This is a genomic window from Microbacterium sp. ZW CA_36, from assembly GCF_044987475.1.
GTDB lineage: Bacteria > Actinomycetota > Actinomycetes > Actinomycetales > Microbacteriaceae > Microbacterium.
This window is the reverse complement of record NZ_JBJDRL010000001.1, coordinates 43,662-61,166: the sequence shown is the minus strand read 5'-3', so window position 1 is coordinate 61,166 and position 17,505 is coordinate 43,662. Positions and strand designations below refer to the sequence as shown.

Annotated in this window: 17 protein-coding genes and 1 tRNA gene; 8 read left to right on the top strand and 10 right to left on the bottom strand. The window is 71.9% G+C overall.

The window, feature by feature from the left end; genetic code table 11:
- Positions 1–32 precede the first annotated feature (32 nt).
- The 5 genes from galU (at position 33) to ACI3KX_RS00280 (ending at position 2,850) form a co-directional block, all read left to right on the top strand.
- Complete coding sequence (galU, locus tag ACI3KX_RS00300; protein ID WP_349428090.1) at positions 33–920, top strand: UTP--glucose-1-phosphate uridylyltransferase GalU; 888 nt, start codon at positions 33–35, stop codon at positions 918–920.
- Between the two features lie 23 nt (positions 921–943).
- Positions 944–1,573: a GNAT family protein gene (locus ACI3KX_RS00295; protein ID WP_349428089.1), complete on the top strand. Its 630-nt coding sequence runs from the start codon at positions 944–946 to the stop codon at positions 1,571–1,573.
- A 122-nt stretch (positions 1,574–1,695) separates the two neighbouring features.
- Complete coding sequence (locus ACI3KX_RS00290) at positions 1,696–2,298, top strand: hypothetical protein (RefSeq protein WP_404906971.1); 603 nt, start codon at positions 1,696–1,698, stop codon at positions 2,296–2,298.
- On the top strand, positions 2,238–2,708 hold the full coding sequence (locus ACI3KX_RS00285) for a hypothetical protein (RefSeq protein ID WP_404906969.1): 471 nt from the start codon (positions 2,238–2,240) through the stop codon (positions 2,706–2,708). The genes ACI3KX_RS00290 and ACI3KX_RS00285 overlap by 61 nt, the downstream gene beginning before the upstream one ends.
- Positions 2,709–2,774: 66 nt before the next feature.
- Positions 2,775–2,850: transfer RNA gene (locus ACI3KX_RS00280), tRNA-Ala, on the top strand.
- An 87-nt stretch (positions 2,851–2,937) separates the two neighbouring features.
- Here the strand turns inward: ACI3KX_RS00280 and ACI3KX_RS00275 are convergent.
- The 7 genes from ACI3KX_RS00275 to hemE form a co-directional block, all read right to left on the bottom strand.
- A complete protein-coding gene (locus tag ACI3KX_RS00275; RefSeq protein ID WP_404906967.1) occupies positions 2,938–3,852 on the bottom strand; it encodes a macro domain-containing protein in 915 nt (304 codons plus the stop codon).
- 148 nt (positions 3,853–4,000) lie between these two features.
- Complete coding sequence (locus ACI3KX_RS00270) at positions 4,001–5,527, bottom strand: glutamate-1-semialdehyde 2,1-aminomutase (protein ID WP_404906965.1); 1,527 nt, start codon at positions 5,525–5,527, stop codon at positions 4,001–4,003.
- On the bottom strand, positions 5,524–6,450 hold the full coding sequence (gene hemB / locus ACI3KX_RS00265; RefSeq protein ID WP_404907260.1) for a porphobilinogen synthase: 927 nt from the start codon (positions 6,448–6,450) through the stop codon (positions 5,524–5,526). The genes ACI3KX_RS00270 and hemB overlap by 4 nt, the downstream gene beginning before the upstream one ends.
- A 47-nt stretch (positions 6,451–6,497) precedes the next feature.
- Entirely contained in the window at positions 6,498–7,415 is a 918-nt protein-coding gene (gene hemC / locus ACI3KX_RS00260) for a hydroxymethylbilane synthase (RefSeq protein ID WP_363353157.1), read from the bottom strand.
- Positions 7,412–8,095, bottom strand: coding sequence for a hydrogen peroxide-dependent heme synthase (gene hemQ / locus ACI3KX_RS00255; protein WP_404906963.1), 684 nt, complete (start codon positions 8,093–8,095; stop codon positions 7,412–7,414). The genes hemC and hemQ overlap by 4 nt, the downstream gene beginning before the upstream one ends.
- Before the next feature lie 355 nt (positions 8,096–8,450).
- Positions 8,451–9,671 carry a protoporphyrinogen/coproporphyrinogen oxidase gene (locus ACI3KX_RS00250; RefSeq protein ID WP_404906961.1) on the bottom strand — a complete coding sequence of 407 codons (1,221 nt, stop codon included), beginning with the start codon at positions 9,669–9,671 and terminating at the stop codon, positions 8,451–8,453.
- Positions 9,664–10,722, bottom strand: a complete 1,059-nt coding sequence (gene hemE, locus ACI3KX_RS00245; RefSeq protein WP_404906959.1) for a uroporphyrinogen decarboxylase — start codon at positions 10,720–10,722, stop codon at positions 9,664–9,666. Before hemE ends, ACI3KX_RS00250 begins: the two co-directional genes overlap by 8 nt.
- Positions 10,723–10,739: 17 nt before the next feature.
- Here hemE and ACI3KX_RS00240 point away from each other — a divergent pair, with 17 nt between their 5' ends.
- The gene (locus ACI3KX_RS00240; RefSeq protein ID WP_404906957.1) at positions 10,740–11,996 is read left to right on the top strand and encodes a glutamyl-tRNA reductase; all 1,257 of its coding nucleotides are present in this window, start codon (positions 10,740–10,742) and stop codon (positions 11,994–11,996) included.
- A gap of 135 nt (positions 11,997–12,131) precedes the next feature.
- Here ACI3KX_RS00240 and ACI3KX_RS00235 read toward each other — a convergent pair whose 3' ends face one another.
- From ACI3KX_RS00235 to ACI3KX_RS00225, 3 genes are all read right to left on the bottom strand, one after another.
- A complete protein-coding gene (locus tag ACI3KX_RS00235) occupies positions 12,132–13,052 on the bottom strand; it encodes a ZIP family metal transporter (RefSeq protein WP_404906955.1) in 921 nt (306 codons plus the stop codon).
- An 88-nt stretch (positions 13,053–13,140) separates the two neighbouring features.
- Entirely contained in the window at positions 13,141–14,733 is a 1,593-nt protein-coding gene (locus tag ACI3KX_RS00230; protein WP_404906954.1) for an AMP-binding protein, read from the bottom strand.
- A gap of 175 nt (positions 14,734–14,908) precedes the next feature.
- Positions 14,909–15,994 carry a Glu/Leu/Phe/Val dehydrogenase dimerization domain-containing protein gene (locus ACI3KX_RS00225; protein WP_404906952.1) on the bottom strand — a complete coding sequence of 362 codons (1,086 nt, stop codon included), beginning with the start codon at positions 15,992–15,994 and terminating at the stop codon, positions 14,909–14,911.
- A gap of 192 nt (positions 15,995–16,186) precedes the next feature.
- On the opposite strand from ACI3KX_RS00225, the gene ACI3KX_RS00220 reads away from it, so the two are divergent.
- Entirely contained in the window at positions 16,187–16,984 is a 798-nt protein-coding gene (locus tag ACI3KX_RS00220; RefSeq protein ID WP_404906950.1) for a methyltransferase domain-containing protein, read from the top strand.
- A gap of 9 nt (positions 16,985–16,993) precedes the next feature.
- Complete coding sequence (locus ACI3KX_RS00215; RefSeq protein WP_404906948.1) at positions 16,994–17,476, top strand: YbaK/EbsC family protein; 483 nt, start codon at positions 16,994–16,996, stop codon at positions 17,474–17,476.
- Positions 17,477–17,505 lie beyond the last annotated feature (29 nt).

Below are 17,505 nucleotides of genomic sequence, written 5' to 3'. Positions count from 1 at the left end.
GCCGGGTGGTCCGTGCCACCTAGACTCGGGGGATGCCCCACACCTCCATCAAAGCTGTCATCCCGGCCGCAGGTCTCGGCACGCGCTTCCTCCCCGCCACCAAGGCCATGCCCAAAGAGATGCTCCCCGTTGTGGACAAGCCGGCGATCCAGTACGTCGTCGAAGAGGCGGCGCAGGCCGGCATCGAGGACATCCTGGTCATCATCGGACGCAACAAGAACGCGATCTCGAACCACTTCGACTCGGTTCCCGAGCTCGAGGAGAAGCTCAAGGACAAGGGCGACACCGACCGCCTGCACCGCGTGCTGGAGTCGAGCGACCTCGCCGACATCCACTTCGTGCGCCAGGGCGAGCCGAAGGGTCTGGGCCACGCTGTGCTGCGCGCCAAGGCGCACGTCGGCGACTCGTCGTTCGCGGTCATGCTCGGCGACGACCTGATCGACGAGCGCGACCCGCTCTTGACCACGATGATCGCGGAGCACGAGCGTACCGGCGCGGCGATCATCGCGCTCATGGAGGTCGACCCCGAGCACATCCACCTGTACGGCGTCGCCTCGGTCGAGTCGACCGACGGCAACGGCGTGGTCAAGGTGAACGGCCTGGTCGAGAAGCCCAGCGCCGAGGACGCACCGTCGAATCTCGCGGTGATCGGCCGCTACGTGCTGTCGCCGAGCGTGTTCGAGATCCTCGAGCGCACCGAGCCCGGCAAGGGCGGCGAGATCCAGCTCACCGACGCGCTGCAGGAGCTCGCGGCGGACCCCGACGGCCCCGGCGTGTACGGGGTGGTTTTCCGTGGCCGCCGCTATGACACCGGCGATAGGGTGGACTACATCAAGGCCATCGTGCAGCTCGCGGCGGATCGTGACGATCTGGGCCCCGCGCTGCGTCCCTGGTTCAAGGATTTCGCGGCGAATCTCTGACGCCGCCCGTTCGAGGGAGTCACGTGGATCTGTCGGCTCCTCGTCGGCACGGGTCGGTGGCGATCCGCCTCGTGAAGCAGCGCGACGCGCGCGTGCTGCAGAACGAACTGCTGTCCAATCGGGGCTGGCTTCGGCCGTGGGAGGCGACCAGCCCCGATGGGCCGGTGTCGTTCGACATGCGGATGGGTGTGCGCCGGCTGCTCCAGCAGTACCGCGACGGCGCCGGCGTGCCGTTCGTCATGGAGTACGACGGTGAGGTCGCGGGCCAGCTGAACGTCTGGGGCATCGCGCGCGGCTCGCTCGCATCGGCCACGATCGGCTATTGGGTGAGCGAGCGGTTCGCGGGCCGGGGCATCACGCCGACTGCCGTCGCGCTCGCCACCGACATCTGCTTCTCCGAGTTGCGGCTGCACCGCATGGAGATCTGCATCCGACCCGAGAACCGTGCGAGCCTGCGCGTCGTCGAGAAGCTGGGCTTCCGCTACGAGGGGCTCCGCCGCCGGTTCATCCACATCGACGGCGACTGGCGCGACCATTACGCGTTCGCCCTCGTGCGGGAGGACGTCCCCGAGGGCGTCCTGCAGCGCTGGATCTCGGGCCGGGCGCCTCAGGACGCCGCGACCGTCCCGCCCACGGATCGCTTGCACGCGTAGGCGATACGGGTCTCGGGACGCCCTTTCCCAGGTGAGCGCGTCGATTCGGGCCGCCGGCTGGTGTTGAGGGACACGCCAGCGGATGCCGGGGCGACCGGCATCCGTCGCATACCGTGGTCTGCATGGGTGGGCAGGTGTGGGGCGGGGGAGTCATCGTTCTCGTCGCCGTGGGCTTGTGGCTCGTCTATCTGCTGCCGACGTGGCACAGCCGCCGCCAGTTCGACGCGGCAGAGCGCAACGCCGTCCGCCTGAACCAGGCGCTGCGCGTTCTCGCCGAGACGAGCGAGACGCCGGAGGAAGTGCGCCTCGAGCTGAACGCCCGGACCGCGGCCGCACAGCAGCGGCTCGCGAAGCGAGCACTCGCCGAGCGCGAGCATGCCGCCCTCGAAGAGGCGCGGGTCGACCTCGAGCGTGCACGCACCGAGCGCGAGGTGGCCGAGGCCACCGCACGTCTCGAGCGCGAGCGGGCTCGCACCGAGCGCGTCGCCGCCGAGGCAGCTGCCCGCGTCGACCTCGAGCGCGCTCGCGCCGAACGCGCGTCGGCCGAGGCGGCCAGTTCGGCGCGCGGGCGATTCCCGCTGCGCGCCGCGCGCGCGTGCGTCGCGCCTTCCGTCTTGTCGCCACCCTCGTCGGGCTCGGCGGCCTCGCCCTCGCCGGCTGGGGCGTGTTCGAGACGCTCACCGCGGGGGCGCAGACGCTGCTGTGGCTGGGCGTCGGTCTCGTGATGGCGTCGAGCATCACGCTTCATCGCCTGTCCCGCGTTGCGGCGCGTGCCGTGGCGCGGGAGACGGATGCCGCGCCGCGCCGTGCCGCCGAGCTGCAGGATGTCGCGCTCGAACGCGAGCAGCGCGCCTGGGCACCGCGCGACCTGCCGCGGCCGCTCACGGCGTCGGCGGGATCGCGTGCCGCGGCCGTACTGGATGCCGAAGCTGCTCGCGCGGCCCTGCGCCAGGCCGCGCTCGAGCAGGCCATGCTGGCCCGCGCAGAAGCCCAGAAGCCGCCGTCGATCGACACCGCGCGGACGGCCCGCACGGCCTCGGCCGACTCCGAATACGCCCGCATGGGGTACGTCGACGACGCCGAGATCGAGGCCCACGTGCGGCAGCTTCTCACCCGTCGCGCAGCCGGAGAATAGGCCCTCCGCGAGGCCCCCGTCGATTCGGGAAGGCCCTCGAACCGTGATAGTGTTTCTGAGGTTCACGGGCCTGTAGCGCAGTTGGTAGCGCGCCTCGTTCGCATCGAGGAGGTCAGGGGTTCGATTCCCCTCAGGTCCACCAGAAGAAGGCTCCCGTCACGTCGGGGGCCTTCTGCTTTTCCCCGATCGGCCGCGCTTTTCGCAGCGCCGCGTTCGGCTGCGAGCTGGGTCAGCGCGGCGGCGCCGGATATCGCAGGCCGCTGCCCCAGCCGATCTCCCAGCCGGCGCTGTCGTCGAAGTAGTCCGCGAATGAGACCGGCAGCGCGTGCTCCGGTTCGACCGCTGCGAGCAGGCCTGCGAACCATGCGGCGTACTCGGTTGCGTCGTGCGTCGCAGCGAGGCGGGGGAGAGCCCGCAGGATGAGCTCGGCGACATCGTCCGGCGTCGACATCGCGTCGACGGTGCCGCCGGCGAACTCGGTCTCGGCGCCCGACGTGTAGTGGATCGTCGCGTCCGGGTCGGCGGCATCCATCAGCACGATCCGGTGGTACATGCCGGAGGGGGCGACGCCCGGCGACACCCGGAGCCGGTGGAAGCCCCGTCGGTGCAGTTCGCGCACGCCCTGCAGGATGCGCACCGAGGTCGTCATGAGCAGCGCCGACGCGATCTCGTGGTGCGCGGACTCGTCGTGCGCGACGAGCCGCACCTCGTCCACGGTGGGGTGCGCGGCGGCGATCGCGTCGATGGCGGTGGTGATGGCGGCGCGTCGAGGCCACGCGTAGACGCCGGCGCTGATGAGCGGGAAGGAGACGCTTCGCGCGCCCACCTCGGCGGCGACCGCGAGCGAGCGGCGGTAGCAGGACTCCAGGAGTCCGCGATCGCGCTGCCCGGCGCCGAAGTTCGGACCCACCGTGTGCACGACCCAGCGTGCCGGCAGGGCGCCGGCGGTGGTCCAGCCCGCATCGCCGGTGCCGAGCCCGTCCGGGAAGCGGGCGATGCAGTCCCGCAGGATCTCGGGTCCGCCGGCCCGGTGGATCGCTCCGTCGACCCCGCCACCGCCGCGCATGGCGTTGTTCGCGGCATTGACGACGGCATCCGTCGTCTGGGCGGTGATGTCTCCATGGACGGCGACGAGCGTGGTCATGGCTCCATCATGCGTCAGCGGCTCGGACGCTCTGCCCTGCTGCCCAGATCAGGCGATCCGTCGCATACCGGAGGTCTCGGCGCCGACCATCCTGTGTCCGCCGGATCACCTGTTCCCGGCAAGCGACGATGTCAGCCTCCCGACGGCGTCAGTCGGGTCGAGCCTCGGCAGCGGCCCGGGCGGCGGCCGGCAGCGCGTCGATGATCCGTGCCACCGCGGCGTCGTCGTGGGCGGACGAGACGAACCACGCCTCGAACACCGACGGCGGCAGCGAGACGCCCTGCGCGAGCATGGCGCGGAAGAACGGCGCGTAGCGGTACGCCTCCTGCGCCTTCACGGTGTCGTAGTCGACGGGCGGCGTCGCCGCGAACTGGATCGAGAACAGGTTGCCCGAGCGCTGCACCACGTGCGTCACGCCGGCTTCGGAGAGGGCGGATGCCGCGGCATCCGCGATCGTCGTCGCAGCGGCGTCGATGCGGGCGTAAGCGTCCGCGTCGAGGTGGTCGAGGGTGGCGCGGCCAGCCGCCACGGCGAGCGGATTGCCGCTCAGCGTGCCGGCCTGGTAGACGGGGCCGAGCGGGGCCAGCAGCTCCATGAGCGCCGCCGAGCCGCCGAGCGCGGCCAGCGGCAGCCCGCCGCCGACGACCTTGCCGAACGTGATGAGGTCGGGGGAGAAGGGCACGGGGTCGATACCGTACCAGCCGGCGGGTCCCACGCGGAAGCCGGTCAGCACCTCGTCGAGGATCAGTAGCGCGCCGTGCGCGTGGGCGATGTCGGCGAGGGCGGCGTTGAAGCCGTGCGCCGGCGGCACGATGCCCATGTTCGCGGGTGCGGCCTCGACGATCACGGCGGCGATGTCGTCCCCGCGGGCGGCGAACACCTCGCGCACCGCGTCGAGGTCGTTGTAGCGGATCACGAGCGTCTGCGCCGCGATGGGGGCGGGAACGCCCGCCGAGCCGGGCATCGCCAACGTGGCGACGCCCGATCCGGCCTCGGCCAGGAGGCCGTCGGAGTGGCCGTGGTAGTGCCCGGCGAACTTCACGATCAGGTCGCGCCCGGTCGCGCCGCGCGCGAGGCGGATCGCGGTCATCGTCGCCTCGGTGCCGGTCGACACCAGGCGCACGCGCTCGATCGGGCGCAGACCGGTCGTCGAGCGAGCGAAATGAGACGAAACGTCGTGAACCGGCGAGTTCGCGTCGGTTCGGCGCGTTTCGTCTCGCTCGTTCCTCGCTCGCTCAACGACCGGGGGGTTGGAGGGGCGCGTTTCGTCTGGCTCGTTCGTCGCTCGCTCAACGACCGGGGGGTTGGTGGGGCGTGTTTCGTCTCGCTCGTTCCTCGCTCGCTCACCGACCGGGGGGGTGCGGGCGACACGGCCGGCGATGAGCTCGGCCAGCTCGGTCTCGCCCGGTGTGCTCGCGCCGAAGCCGAGGCCGTGGGCCGCGGCATCCTGCACCGCCTTCACGACGGCGGGATGCGCGTGCCCGAGGATCGCCGGACCCCACGAGCCGACGAGGTCGACGTACTCGCGGCCCTCGACGTCGGTCACATACGGACCCGACGCCGACACGAAGAAGCGGGGGGTCTCGTGCACGGAGCCGAACGCGCGCACCGGCGAGTTCACCCCGCCGGGCATGGCACCGCGGGCGCGGGCGAATTCCTGCGCGTTGGTCGTCATCGGATCCACTCCGCGAGTTCGAGAGCCCAGTAGGTGAGCACGGCGTCGGCACCGGCGCGGCGGATGCCGATCACCGACTCCTCGATCGCACGCCGCCGGTCGATCCAGCCGTTCGCCGCGGCGGCCTCGATCATCGCGTACTCGCCCGACACCTGGTACGCCCAGACGGGGACGGGGCTCGTGGCCGCGGCATCCGACAGCACGTCGAGGTAGCTCATCGCGGGCTTGACCATCACGATGTCGGCGCCCTCGGCGAGGTCGAGGTCGAGCTCGCGCGCGCCCTCGCGGCGGTTCGCGGGGTCCTGCTGGTACGTGCGGCGGTCGCCCTCGAGCGACGACTGCACCGCCTCGCGGAAGGGGCCGTAGAAGGCGGAGGCGTACTTGGCGGCGTAGCCCAGGATCGGGGTGTTCGCGTAGCCGGCGTCATCGAGCGCATCGCGCACGGCGGCGACCTGGCCGTCCATCATGCCCGAGAGGCCCAGCAGCTGCGAGCCCGCCTCGGCCTGCGCCACGCCCATGTCGCGGTAGCGCTCGAGCGTGGCGTCGTTGTCGACGTAGCCGTTCCCATCGAGCACGCCGCAGTGGCCGTGGTCGGTGAACTCGTCGAGGCAGAGGTCGGTCTGCACGACGAGCGCGTCGCCGGCCTCGGCGGCCGCGATGCGGGTGGCGACGTTCAGGATGCCGTCGGGATCGGTCGCACCGGAGCCCGTGGCGTCCTTGTGCTCGGGCACGCCGAACAGCATGATGCCGCCGATGCCGGCGGTCGCGGCATCCGTCACCGCCTTCTTCAGGCTCTCGGTCGTGTGCTGCACGACGCCCGGCATCGATGAGATCGGCACGGGCTCGGCAGCGCCCTCGCGCACGAACATCGGGAGGATCAGCTCGGCCGGGTGCAGCCGCGTCTCGGCGACGAGCCGCCGCATCGCCGGGGTGGCGCGCAGGCGGCGGGGGCGGTCAGTCGGGGCGTACGTCACGGGCGTTCTCCCGTCAGGCCGGCGGCGCCGGCGTCGAGCAGTTCACGGGCGACGGATGCCGCGACCTCGCGCGGCGGGTCGCCCTCGTCCTCGGGCCACGTGGTGGCATGGGAGGAGGTCAGGGCGGTGGCGCCGTCGAGGCTGTACACGCGTGCCGACAGCAGCAGGAGTCCCGCGTCGACGACGGCGCGCGCGCCGACGGGCGCGGAGCATCCGGCCTCGAGCAGGGCGAGGACCTCTCGCTCGGCCTCCACCGCAGCACGGGTCTCGGCGTGATCGAGCGCGCTGACGAGGTCCTCCTCGCCACGGCGCACCTCGATCGCGAGGGCGCCCTGGCCGGGGGCGGTCGGCCAGGAGTCGGCGTCGAGGTAGTCGGTCACGACCTCGGTGCGGCCGATGCGGCGCAGGCCCGCGGCGGCGAGGATGACGGCATCCAGCTCTCCGCCGGCCACTTTGCCGAGCCGGGTGTCGACGTTGCCGCGGATGTCGACGACCTCGAGATCAGGACGCCGGGAGCGCAGCTGGGCCATGCGCCGGGGCGAACCGGTGCCCACCCGTGCGCCGGCGGGGAGCGTGGCGAGGGTGAGCCCGTCGCGCGCGCAGAGGGCGTCGCGGGGGTCTTCCCGGGCCGGGATCGCGGCGACGACGAGCTGGTCGTGCGGCGCGGTCGGGAGGTCCTTGAGCGAGTGCACGATGACATCGCACTGCCCGGCCAGCAGCGCGTCGCGCAGCGCTCCGGTGAAGAGCCCCGTGCCGCCGGCGCGGGAGAGCGGCTCGTTCGAGCGGTCGCCGTCGGTGGTGATCGTGACGAGCTCGGTGGTCACGCCCGTCGCGTCGGCCAGGTCGTCCGCGACCATGCCCGTCTGCGCGAGCGCGAGCGTGCTGCCGCGCGTGCCGATGCGCAGGGTGGTCACGAGAGCACCTCGGAGATCTCGTCGAGTCCGATGCGGCGGCCGGTGTAGAACGGCACCTCCTCGCGCACGTGGCGGCGCGCCTCGGTCTGGCGGAGGTCACGCATGAGATCGACCAGCTCGACGAGCTCGGGAGCCTCGAGCGCGAGGATCCACTCGTAGTCGCCGAGGGCGAACGACGCCACGGTGTTGCTCAGCACGCTGCGGTGCGCCGCACCCTTACGGCCGTGGTCGGCGAGCATCTGGCGGCGCTCCTCGTCGGGCAGGATGTACCAGTCGTACGAGCGCACGAACGGGTACACGGTGAGCCACGTCGCGGGATCCTTGTCGCGCATGAACGCGGGCAGGTGGCTGGCGGTGAACTCGGCGTCGCGATGCACGCCCATCGCGTTCCACACCGGCAGGAGCGAGGCGAGCGGCTCGGCGCGGCGCAGCGTCCGCAGGGCGGACTGCAGGACTTCGGGCGCGACACCGGTGCCGGTGAGCCAGATCATGAGGTCGGCGTCGGCGCGCAGACCCGAGACGTCGTAGAACCCGCGGACGGTGACTCCGGATGCCTCGACCTCGGCGACCGCGGCCGTCAGATCGCCGGCCGGCGCAGGGCGCTGGGGATCGCGTCGGAACACAGCCCACAAGGTGTAGCCGAGGGTTTCCGTGGAGGGGCTCGCCGAGACATCGGTCATGCTCCTATCCTTTCACTCCTCGCGCGGAGCGTTTCCGGTGGCGCCGTTCCCGGCATCCATCGAGGGCTCGGCGTGCCGGCAGCCGTGAGCCCGCGCGCCGCGTGTCACGAGATCAGGTGATGCGGCGGGTGCAGGACGTTTCGCTGCGAATCGTCCTGCGCTCGTGAAATCACCTGATCCGGTGACGGCGCGGGCGGGGCCGCGGTCGACCGCCTGCGAGCAGCGGAGGGTTGCGCCGACGCGCCGCGTGTCTCGAGATCAGGTGATGCGGCGGGTGCAGGACGTTTCGCTGCGAATCGTCCTGCGCTCGTGAAATCACCTGATCCGGTGACGGCGCCAGCGGGGCGGTGGGGGCTCAGCGGGCGAGCAGGCCGGCGGCGGTGCGCTCGGCATGGGCGATCAGGCCGGCGAGGCCCGACCCGGCGACGGTCTCGCCGACGACGGTGAGCCCGGCGGACGGGGTCGCGGCGGCGGGCCGCACCCACGAGACGTGTGCGGCGTCGACGACCACCGGCAGCGGCACGCCGAGGAGCGTCTCGGCGTCGGCGCGCGCGGCGGCGACGGGATCGGCGGGGGGGGCGTCGTACGAGAGACGGAGCACGTGACGGCCGGCGGCGGCGTCCCGCAGCCACGCCCACTTCGCTGTGGCGTGGGTCAGGGCGCGCGCGCCCACCGGTGCTCCTGCGGCGACGAGCAGCCCGGTGCCGCGGGGTGCGGCATCCAGTTCGTCCTGCTCCACGACGAGGGTCACGAGGTCGATGCGTCGCCCTGGGGCGGCGGGCGCCGCGAGGCTGGGCGCCGCGACGACCACCGTGCCGTCGAGCGTCGCGAGGTCGTCGACGAGGGTGCGGAGGCGGATGTCGCCGCCGAGGCGCGCGAGATCCTCGGCGAGCGCCGGCACGATGCGGTTGACACCCCCGCGGATGCCGGCGACCGCCGCGCCCGGGGGAGCGGCGGCGCGCAGCTGAGCGACGGCGCCGCCGAGCGATCCGGCGCTCGTGAGGGCGTCGGGGAGCCCGGGATGCGCGCGGGTGACGGGCAGCTCGTCGGGATGCTGCGAGTGCACGCCGTGCACCACTGGTGCCACGAGCAGGTCGAGCATGTCGTCGCCGTAGCGCTCGCGGACGAGGGCGCCGAGTGTCGACGGCACCGTTCCCAGCGGGCGAGCGTCGAGCCCGACTGCCCGCTCCGCGGCGGGTCTGCCGATCACGCGCACCACGTCGTCGGCGAGCGGGTCGGACGGGATGCCGAGCAGCGCGGTCGCCGGCAGCGGCACCGCGTCGCCGATCGCGGGCTGGAGCCACGCCGGTCCCGGCGCGGGAGCCACGATGTCGTCGGCGAGGCCCAGCTCCGCGAGGAGGACCGCGACGACCCCGCCGCGGACGGCGAAGCTCTCGGCGCCGGCATCCAGCGCGATCCCGCCCACTTCGTGCCGCGCCACCGTCCCGCCGAGGCGATCGGATGCCTCGAACAGGGTCACCGCAGCGCCCGCGGCCGCGAGCCGGCGGGCGACGACCAGGCCCGCGACGCCGCCGCCGACGACAGAGAAGCGTCCGGGCGCCGTGGACTCAGCCATGCGCGTGGACGAACTCCACGATGCGCGTGAGCACGGTCGGGTCGGTGTCGGGCGGAACGCCGTGGCCGAGGTTCAGCACGTGGGCGCGGGCCGCACGGCCGCGTTCCAGCACGTCGAGGATGTGGGCTTCGAGCACCGGCCAGGGGGCGCGCAGGAGCGCCGGGTCGATGTTGCCCTGCACCGAGACGTCCGGGCCGAGGCGCCGGACGGCCTCGTCGAGGGGGAGGCGCCAGTCGACGCCGACCGTGTCCACGCCCACGTCGCGCATCGCGGCGAGCAGCTCGCCGGTGCCGACCCCGAAGTGCACGAGGGGCACGCCGAGGTCGCGCACCGGCTCGAGGGCGCGCGCCGAGAAGGGCGCGACGTGATGCGTGTAGTCGGAGAGGCTGAGGGAGCCCGCCCATGAGTCGAAGAGCTGCCCGGCGGACGCGCCCGCCTCGATCTGTGCGGCGAGGAACGCACCGGTGATCTCGGCGCACCACGTCAGCAGTGCCGACCACGTCGCGGGGTCGGAGTGCATGAGCGCGCGGGTCCTGAGCTGCTCCTTCGACGGCCCGCCCTCGACGAGGTACGACGCCAGCGTGTAGGGGGCGCCCGCGAAGCCGATGAGCGGCGTCGAGCCGAGTTCCGCGACGGTGAGGGCGACCGCTTCACGGATGGGCGCGAGCGCTTCGGGGTCCAGTGGAGGCAGGGCCGCGACATCCGCCGCCGTCCTCACCGGGTTCTCGAGAACCGGACCGCGCCCCGCGACGATGTGCACGTCGACGCCCGACAGGCGCACCGGGATCACGATGTCGCTGAAGAAGATGCCCGCATCCACGCCGTGGCGACGTACGGGCTGCAGCGTGATCTCGCTGGCGAGCTCGGGGTTCAGGCAGGCGTCCAGCATGTCGGTGCCCACGCGCAGCTCGCGATACTCGGGCAGGGAGCGCCCCGCCTGGCGCATGAACCACACCGGCGTCCTGGCCGGCCGCTCACCGCGATACGCACGTATCAGCGGCGGGGGATCGTTTCTCTGAAGAACGGAAGGGTGAGAGACATGCAAAGACACACGTTAAGATTAGGCTCGTGCTCCTCTGTCTGACCGCGAACCATCGGAACGCGAGCCTCGACATCCTGGAGCGTCTCTCTGTGGGAGCGCCCACGGCGACGCGCGCTCTCGTGGATGACGAGCTCTTCGTCTCCGGCGCCGTCGTGCTCGCGACGTGCAACCGGTTCGAGGCCTATCTCGACATCGACGAGCCGCTCACCGGCGGCGAGGCCGTCGCGGTCGAGTCGGTCGTCGAGGCGATGGCCGCGGCATCCGACGTCTCCGTCGACCTGCTGCGCGCGTCCGTCGCGGTGCACCAGGGAGCGGATGCCGCAGCCCACCTGTTCGCCGTCACCAGCGGACTCGAGTCGATGGTCGTCGGCGAGGACGAGATCTCGGGCCAGGTGCGCCGTGCCCTCGACGCCGCCCGCGCGGACGGCATGACCAGCAGCGAGCTCGAGCGCCTGTTCCAGAAGGCCACCCACACCAGCCGCGGCGTGCGCAACCGCACGCAGCTGCGCGGCGCGCACCGTTCGCTCGTGCGCCTCGCCCTCGAACTCGCCTCCAGCCGCATCGCCGACTGGGCCGCCGCCCGCGTCGTGCTCGTCGGCACGGGACGATATGCCTCGCGCACCGTCGACGCGCTGCGCGCCCGCGGCGCCGGCGACATCCACGTCTTCTCTCCGTCGGGTCGCGCGCCGGCGTTCGCGACGCAGCACGGGCTCATCCCGGTGTCGGACTTCGCCGCCGCCGCGGCCGAGGCCGACGTCGTCATCACCTGCACGGCCGACGCCGTGGTGCACGCCGACGCCTTCGTGCCCGGACACCGGGTGCTCGTGATCGACCTGGGTCTTCCCCGCAACGTCGACCCCGCCGTGGGCGCCGTCGAAGCCGTCGAGCTGCTCGACCTCGAGACCATTCGCCTGCACGCTCCGCTCCAGGAGTTCAGCGCTCATGCCGATGCGCGGGCGATCGTCGGCGACGCCGCGACCGAGTTCCACGCCGACCGCCTCGCCGGGCCGGCGATCAGCGCCCTGCGCGGAGACGTGCTGAAGATCGTCGACGACGAGATCGCACGGGCGCGCTCGCGCGGCGCCGGCGACGACGTCGAGGCGGCCCTTCGTCACCTGGCCGGCGTGCTGCTGCACCAGCCGTCGGTGCGGATCCGCGAACTCGCCGTCGAAGGACGCATCGACGAGGCGCGCACGGCGCTCGAACTGCTCCACGGCCTGTCGATCGACACGCCGGGTGTCGCGGACGCCGAAGACGACGACGACCTCTGGGCCAGCGCCTGATCCGACTTGTGCGGAGCGCGTGCTGCGCTTCGTCTCGCCGGCGCTCGCTCAGCGACCGGCGACTGGTGTGCGCTTCGTCTCGCCGGCGCTCGCTCAGCGACCGGGAGCGCGGTAACCGGCGAGCCGGGTGAGGACTCAGGCGAGCTCGTGGAGGAGGAAGGCGCCGAGGAACCCGATCGTCGCCCACAGCCCGGTGAGCGCGCGCTGCTCGTCGAACGCCTCGGGGATCATCGTGTTGCAGACCATCGCCAGCAGGCCGCCGGCGGCGATCGTCGTGATCAGCGCGATGACATCCGGTGACGCCGACTGGAACAGCACATACCCGGAGACCGAAGCGACCACCGTCACCAGGGCGATCCCGAGCCATAGCAGAGCGACGAACCGGCCGTGGCGGCCGCCGCGTTTCAGAGCCGCCGTCGACCCCAGACCCTCGGGGATGTTGCTGATCGCGATCGCCGCAACGATGGGGATGCTGATCCCTCCCTGCAGGACCGACAACCCCATCACGATCGACTCCGGGATGCCGTCGATCAAGGCACCGATCGCGATCACGACGCCGGCACTGCCCGCCGCCCCCGCGGCGCGCCGCGCCGCGATGTTGGCGGGCACCTCGCTGAGAGGTGCAGGACGTCGGGGCGCACCGCGCGTGATGGCATCACTCGCGAGTGCATCGGCCGCGGGCGTGCGGGTTGCGCGTGCATCGGCTGCGGGCGCACCGTCGGCGCGGGCTGCTCCCGCGGGCGCGCCGGCCGTGCGTGCACCGGCCGGGCGAGAACCCGTCTTATGCTTCCTCGGGCGAGAGACGAGCTGATCCGCGACGATGTAGAGGATCGCACCGCCGAGGAAGCCGACGGTCGTCGGGACCAGCCCGCCGTCCTCGGCCGCCTCCTCGACGAGTTCGAACGCGAGCGTCGAGATGAGCACCCCCGCGCCGAGCGCCATGATGCCTGCGACGAGGCGCTGCGGGATGTCGACGAACCAGGCGACCGCAGCGCCGACGAGGAGCGTCCCGCCACCGATGCGACCGCTGAGCGCTGCGAGCCACACGCCATCCATGGCGCCAACCTAGTCGCCGCGATCCGGGAACGAGCGAGGCGCGACGAACGCACGCGACGCGCTCGCCCGCCGATGACCCCGGACCGGCTCAGACGGTCGCGGCCTCCCGAGCTCGCAGGTCCTTGCGGAGGATCTTGCCGGAACTCGACTTGGGGATCGCCTCGGTGAACTCGACGCGACGGACCTTCTTGTGCGGGGCCACCTGCTCCGCGACGAACGCCATGACCTCCTCCTCGGTGAGCCCCGAGTCGGGCGCGGGCACGATGAAGGCCTTGGGGATCTCCTGCTTGTCCTCATCCAGGACACCGATGACCGCGGCATCCATCACCTTCGGGTGACTGAGGAGCAGTGCCTCGAGCTCGGCCGGGGCGATCTGGTAGCCCTTGTACTTGATGAGCTCCTTCACGCGATCGACGATCGAGAAGTATCCGCCGTCGTGGTACACCGCGACGTCGCCGGTGTGGAGGTAGCCGTCGGCATCGAGGGTCTCGGCCGTCGCCTCGGGCTGGTTGAGGTAGCCGAGCATCACGTTGGGTCCCTTGACCCACAGCTCGCCCGGCTTCGTCACGCCGTCGGCGCCGACCTCGGTGATCTCCTCACCCGTCTCGGGATCGACCAGCTTGTTGAGCGTGTTCGGCAGCATCACGCCGACCGAGCTCACCGGGATGTCGTAGCGATCCGTGGGCATCGCGTGCGAGACGGGGCTCAGCTCGCTCATGCCGTACCCCTGCATCATGCGGGCGTTGATGCGACGACCCGCGGTCTCGGCCGTCTCGCCGTCGAGCGGCGCAGCCCCCGAGAAGACCGTGTGCACGCTCGAGATGTCGAACTGGTCGACGATCGGGTGCTTGGCCAGCGCGACCGCGATCGGCGGCGCGATGTAGAGGTAGGTGCACTGGAACTTCTGGATGTTCGTGAGGAACTCGGCGAGGTCGAACTTCGGCATCGTCACGAGGCTTGCCCGCTGACGCAGCGCGAGATTGAGGAGCACCGTCATGCCGTAGATATGGAAGAAGGGCAGCACCGCCAGCACGCGGTCGTTCTCACTGAGATCGAGCGCCACGCGGCACTGCGCGACGTTCGCGACGAGGTTGCGATGCGAGAGCATCACGCCCTTCGGGATGCCGGTCGTGCCCGACGAGTAGGGCAGCACGGCGACATGCGTTGCGGGGTCGAACGACACCTCGGGAGCCGGCGCCGCCTCGGAGAGCAGTTGACGCAGGTTCGGGTGCCCCGCGGCGCCGTCGAGCACGATGACACGCTCGTGCGGGATGCCGACCGCCTCGGCGGCGGTCGCGGCCTGGGGGAGCAGCGGGCTGACGGTGATGAGCCACGTAGCCCCGGCATCCCTCAGCTGCTTCTCGATCTCGCCCGCCGTGTAGAGCGAGTTCACGGTCGTCACGGTCGCACCCGCACGCAGGATGCCGTGGAAGACCGTCGCGAACGCCGGAACGTTCGGGCACAACAGGCCGACCACCGTGTGGACCTCGACGCCACGGGCCGCGAGGGCGCCCGCGAACAGATCGATCTGCCCACGAAGTGCGCCATACGTGGTCTCGGCGCCCGTGGACGGATCGATGAGCGCGACGCGGCCCAGATCCTCGTCCGTCAGGCTCGCGAAGAGGTAGTCGTAGATGCTGAGCTCGGGGATCTCGACATCGGGGCGGGGGCTGGTGAACACCGGATCTCCTTTGATCGGGCGGCGTGAAGTCGCCGTGGGCGGGCCATGGCCGCGCCGTGCGACCATCATGTCACCCCGATCGCAGATCCTGGTACGCGATTCCGCGATGCGTGGAACGCAGTGTCAAGCCGGTGCACCCGACCGCCATCGCCGCGACGGCCGGGTGCCGCCTGCCTCAGTGGGCGAGAGCGGGCTGACGGCCGCCTGCGGCGAGCCGCTCGGCGGCGAGACCCTCTGCCGCCTCGAGCGGGGTGACCCCACGCGACTCGGCCTCGTCGAAGATCCGCCGCACGGTGTCGCCGATCTGGCCGACCCGCTCCATGATCTCGGTGCGGGAGCCGAGCTGCTTCGCCTCGAGGTCGAGATAGATCACACCGCCCGCATTCACCACGAAGTCGGGGGCATACAGGATGCCGCGCCCGGCCAGTCGCCCCGCACCGCTGTGGTCGGCGAGCGGGTTGTTCGCGGGTCCGCACACGGCCTTCGCGTCGAGCGCGTCGATGACCTCCTCCGTGAGCAGGCCGCCGATGCCGGCCGGTACGAACACATCGGCGGGTACGAGGTGCTCCTCGCCCGGGCTGACCCAGTCGGCGCCGAGCTCGGCCGCCAGATCGCGCTTGGCCGGATTGACATCGGTCACGGTGAGACGCGCACCCTCGGCCGACAGCCGCACGGCGAGGCGGCTGCCCACCTGACCGAGGCCCGAGATCGTGATGCGGCGGCCCTCGACGTCGGCGGTGCCGGCGACGCGCTCGAGCGTCGCGCGGAGGGATTCGTAGACCCCGAGGCTCGTAGGCCCGGCGGGCTCGCCCGAGCCGCCGACGGCGTCGGGCAGCCCGACGACGTGCTCCGTGCGCTCGCTGACGACGAGCATGTCGTCGGTCGTCGAGCCGACGTCCTCGGCGGTGCGGTACAGACCGTGCAGCGATTCGACCGCGTCGCCGAGGTCGAGGAAGGCGGCGCGACGCCGGTCGCCGTCGAGCGTCGTGCCGGGCGGAAGGGCGATGACGGACTTGCCGCCACCCGCGTCGAGACCGGCCGCGGCGTTCTTGAGCGTCATGGCGGCCGACAGCCGCAGCGCGTCGCCGAGCGCGTCGCTCCAGTGCGGATACGTCCAGAGGCGTGCGCCGCCGAGAGCCGAGCCGAGCACAGACGAGTGCAGGGCGACGGTGATGAACAGGCCGCTGCGCCGTCCGGTGATCACCTCCACCCGCTCGTGTGCGAAATCGGGCAGGGGCAGAGTGGGCACGGTGTGCGTCATCGCGATACTTCCTTCGGCGGGCCTCGTGGGCAGTGCGCTGCGGACGACGCGGCGTTGCGCCATCCACCCCCATTGGACACCGGTTCGTCGGATTGTTCAAGCCTGCCGTCGGCGAGTGGGCAGAATGCGCGGTCGGTTCGCAGCACGCTGCGCAGGTATCAGCAGAGTGCTCGCCGTCGATAGCATCGATGGATGCCCGACGCCTACACCCACGGTCATCACGAGAGCGTCCTGCGGTCGCACCGCTGGCGCACCGCGGAGAACTCCGCCGCCTACCTGCTGCCGCACCTGCGGCCCGGCGTCTCGGTGCTCGACGTGGGGAGCGGACCGGGCTCGATCACGGCGGACCTCGCGACGCGGGTGGCGCCCGGACGCGTCGTCGGGACGGATGCCTCGGCCGACGTGGTCGCGCAGGCGGCCGCCGATCACGCGGCTCCCGGCCTGTCGTTCGAGGTCGGCGACGCCTACGGCCTGCCGTATGAGGACGGCGAGTTCGACGTCGTGCACGCCCATCAGGTGCTGCAGCATGTCGACCGGCCCATCGACATGCTGCGCGAGCTCGGCCGCGTCGCCGGTGCCGACGGACTCGTCGCCGCGCGCGACGTCGACTACGAGGGCGTGATCTGGTATCCGCTCATCCCGGCGCTCGAGGAATGGCTCGCGCTCTACCTCACGACCCACCGGAGCGTCGCGGGTGAGCCCGCCGCCGGTCGTCGCCTGAAGGCGTGGGCGCGCGACGCCGGGCTCACCGACATCCGCGCCACGGCGTCGCTGTGGCTGTTCGAGGACGACTCCGACCGCGCCTGGTGGGGCGGGATGTGGGCCGACCGCGTGCTGCAGTCGGCGTTCGCCGACTCGGCGCGCGCGACGGGCGCCGACGACGCGCAGCTGCAGCGCATCTCGGACGGCTGGCGGGAGTGGGCCGCGACCGAAGACGGCTGGCTGCTCATGCCGCACGGCGAGATCCTCGCCTACGGGCCGCGTCGTTAGGCTGAGCCGATGACGACGCCCGCCTCGCTTCCTGTCCGCAGCCGTCTCGTCCACGATGCGATCCGTGCCGTCGGCATCACCGGCGACATCGTGGTGCTCCCGGATGCCGCATCCACCGCAGCCCTGGCGGCCGCGGCGCTCGGAGTCGAGGTGGGCGCGATCGCCAACAGCCTGGTGTTCTTCTGCGACGGCGCACCCCTCCTCGTCATGACCAGCGGCGCCCACCGCGTCGACACGGCCGCGCTCGCCGAGCGGCTCGGCCTCGGAAAGATCCAGCGTGCGACCCCCGAGCAGGTACGCGAGGCCACCGGTCAGGCGATCGGCGGTGTCGCTCCCACGGGGCATCCGTCGCCGCTGCGCACCATCGTCGACGAAGACCTTGCCCGCCACCCCGAGATCTGGGCGGCCGGAGGCACCCCGCACACCGTCTTCCCGATGACGTATGACGAACTCGTGCGCCTCACGGACGGGACGGTCGCCAAGGTCGACTGAGCGCGCGCCAGGCCTTCACCCCCGCAGAA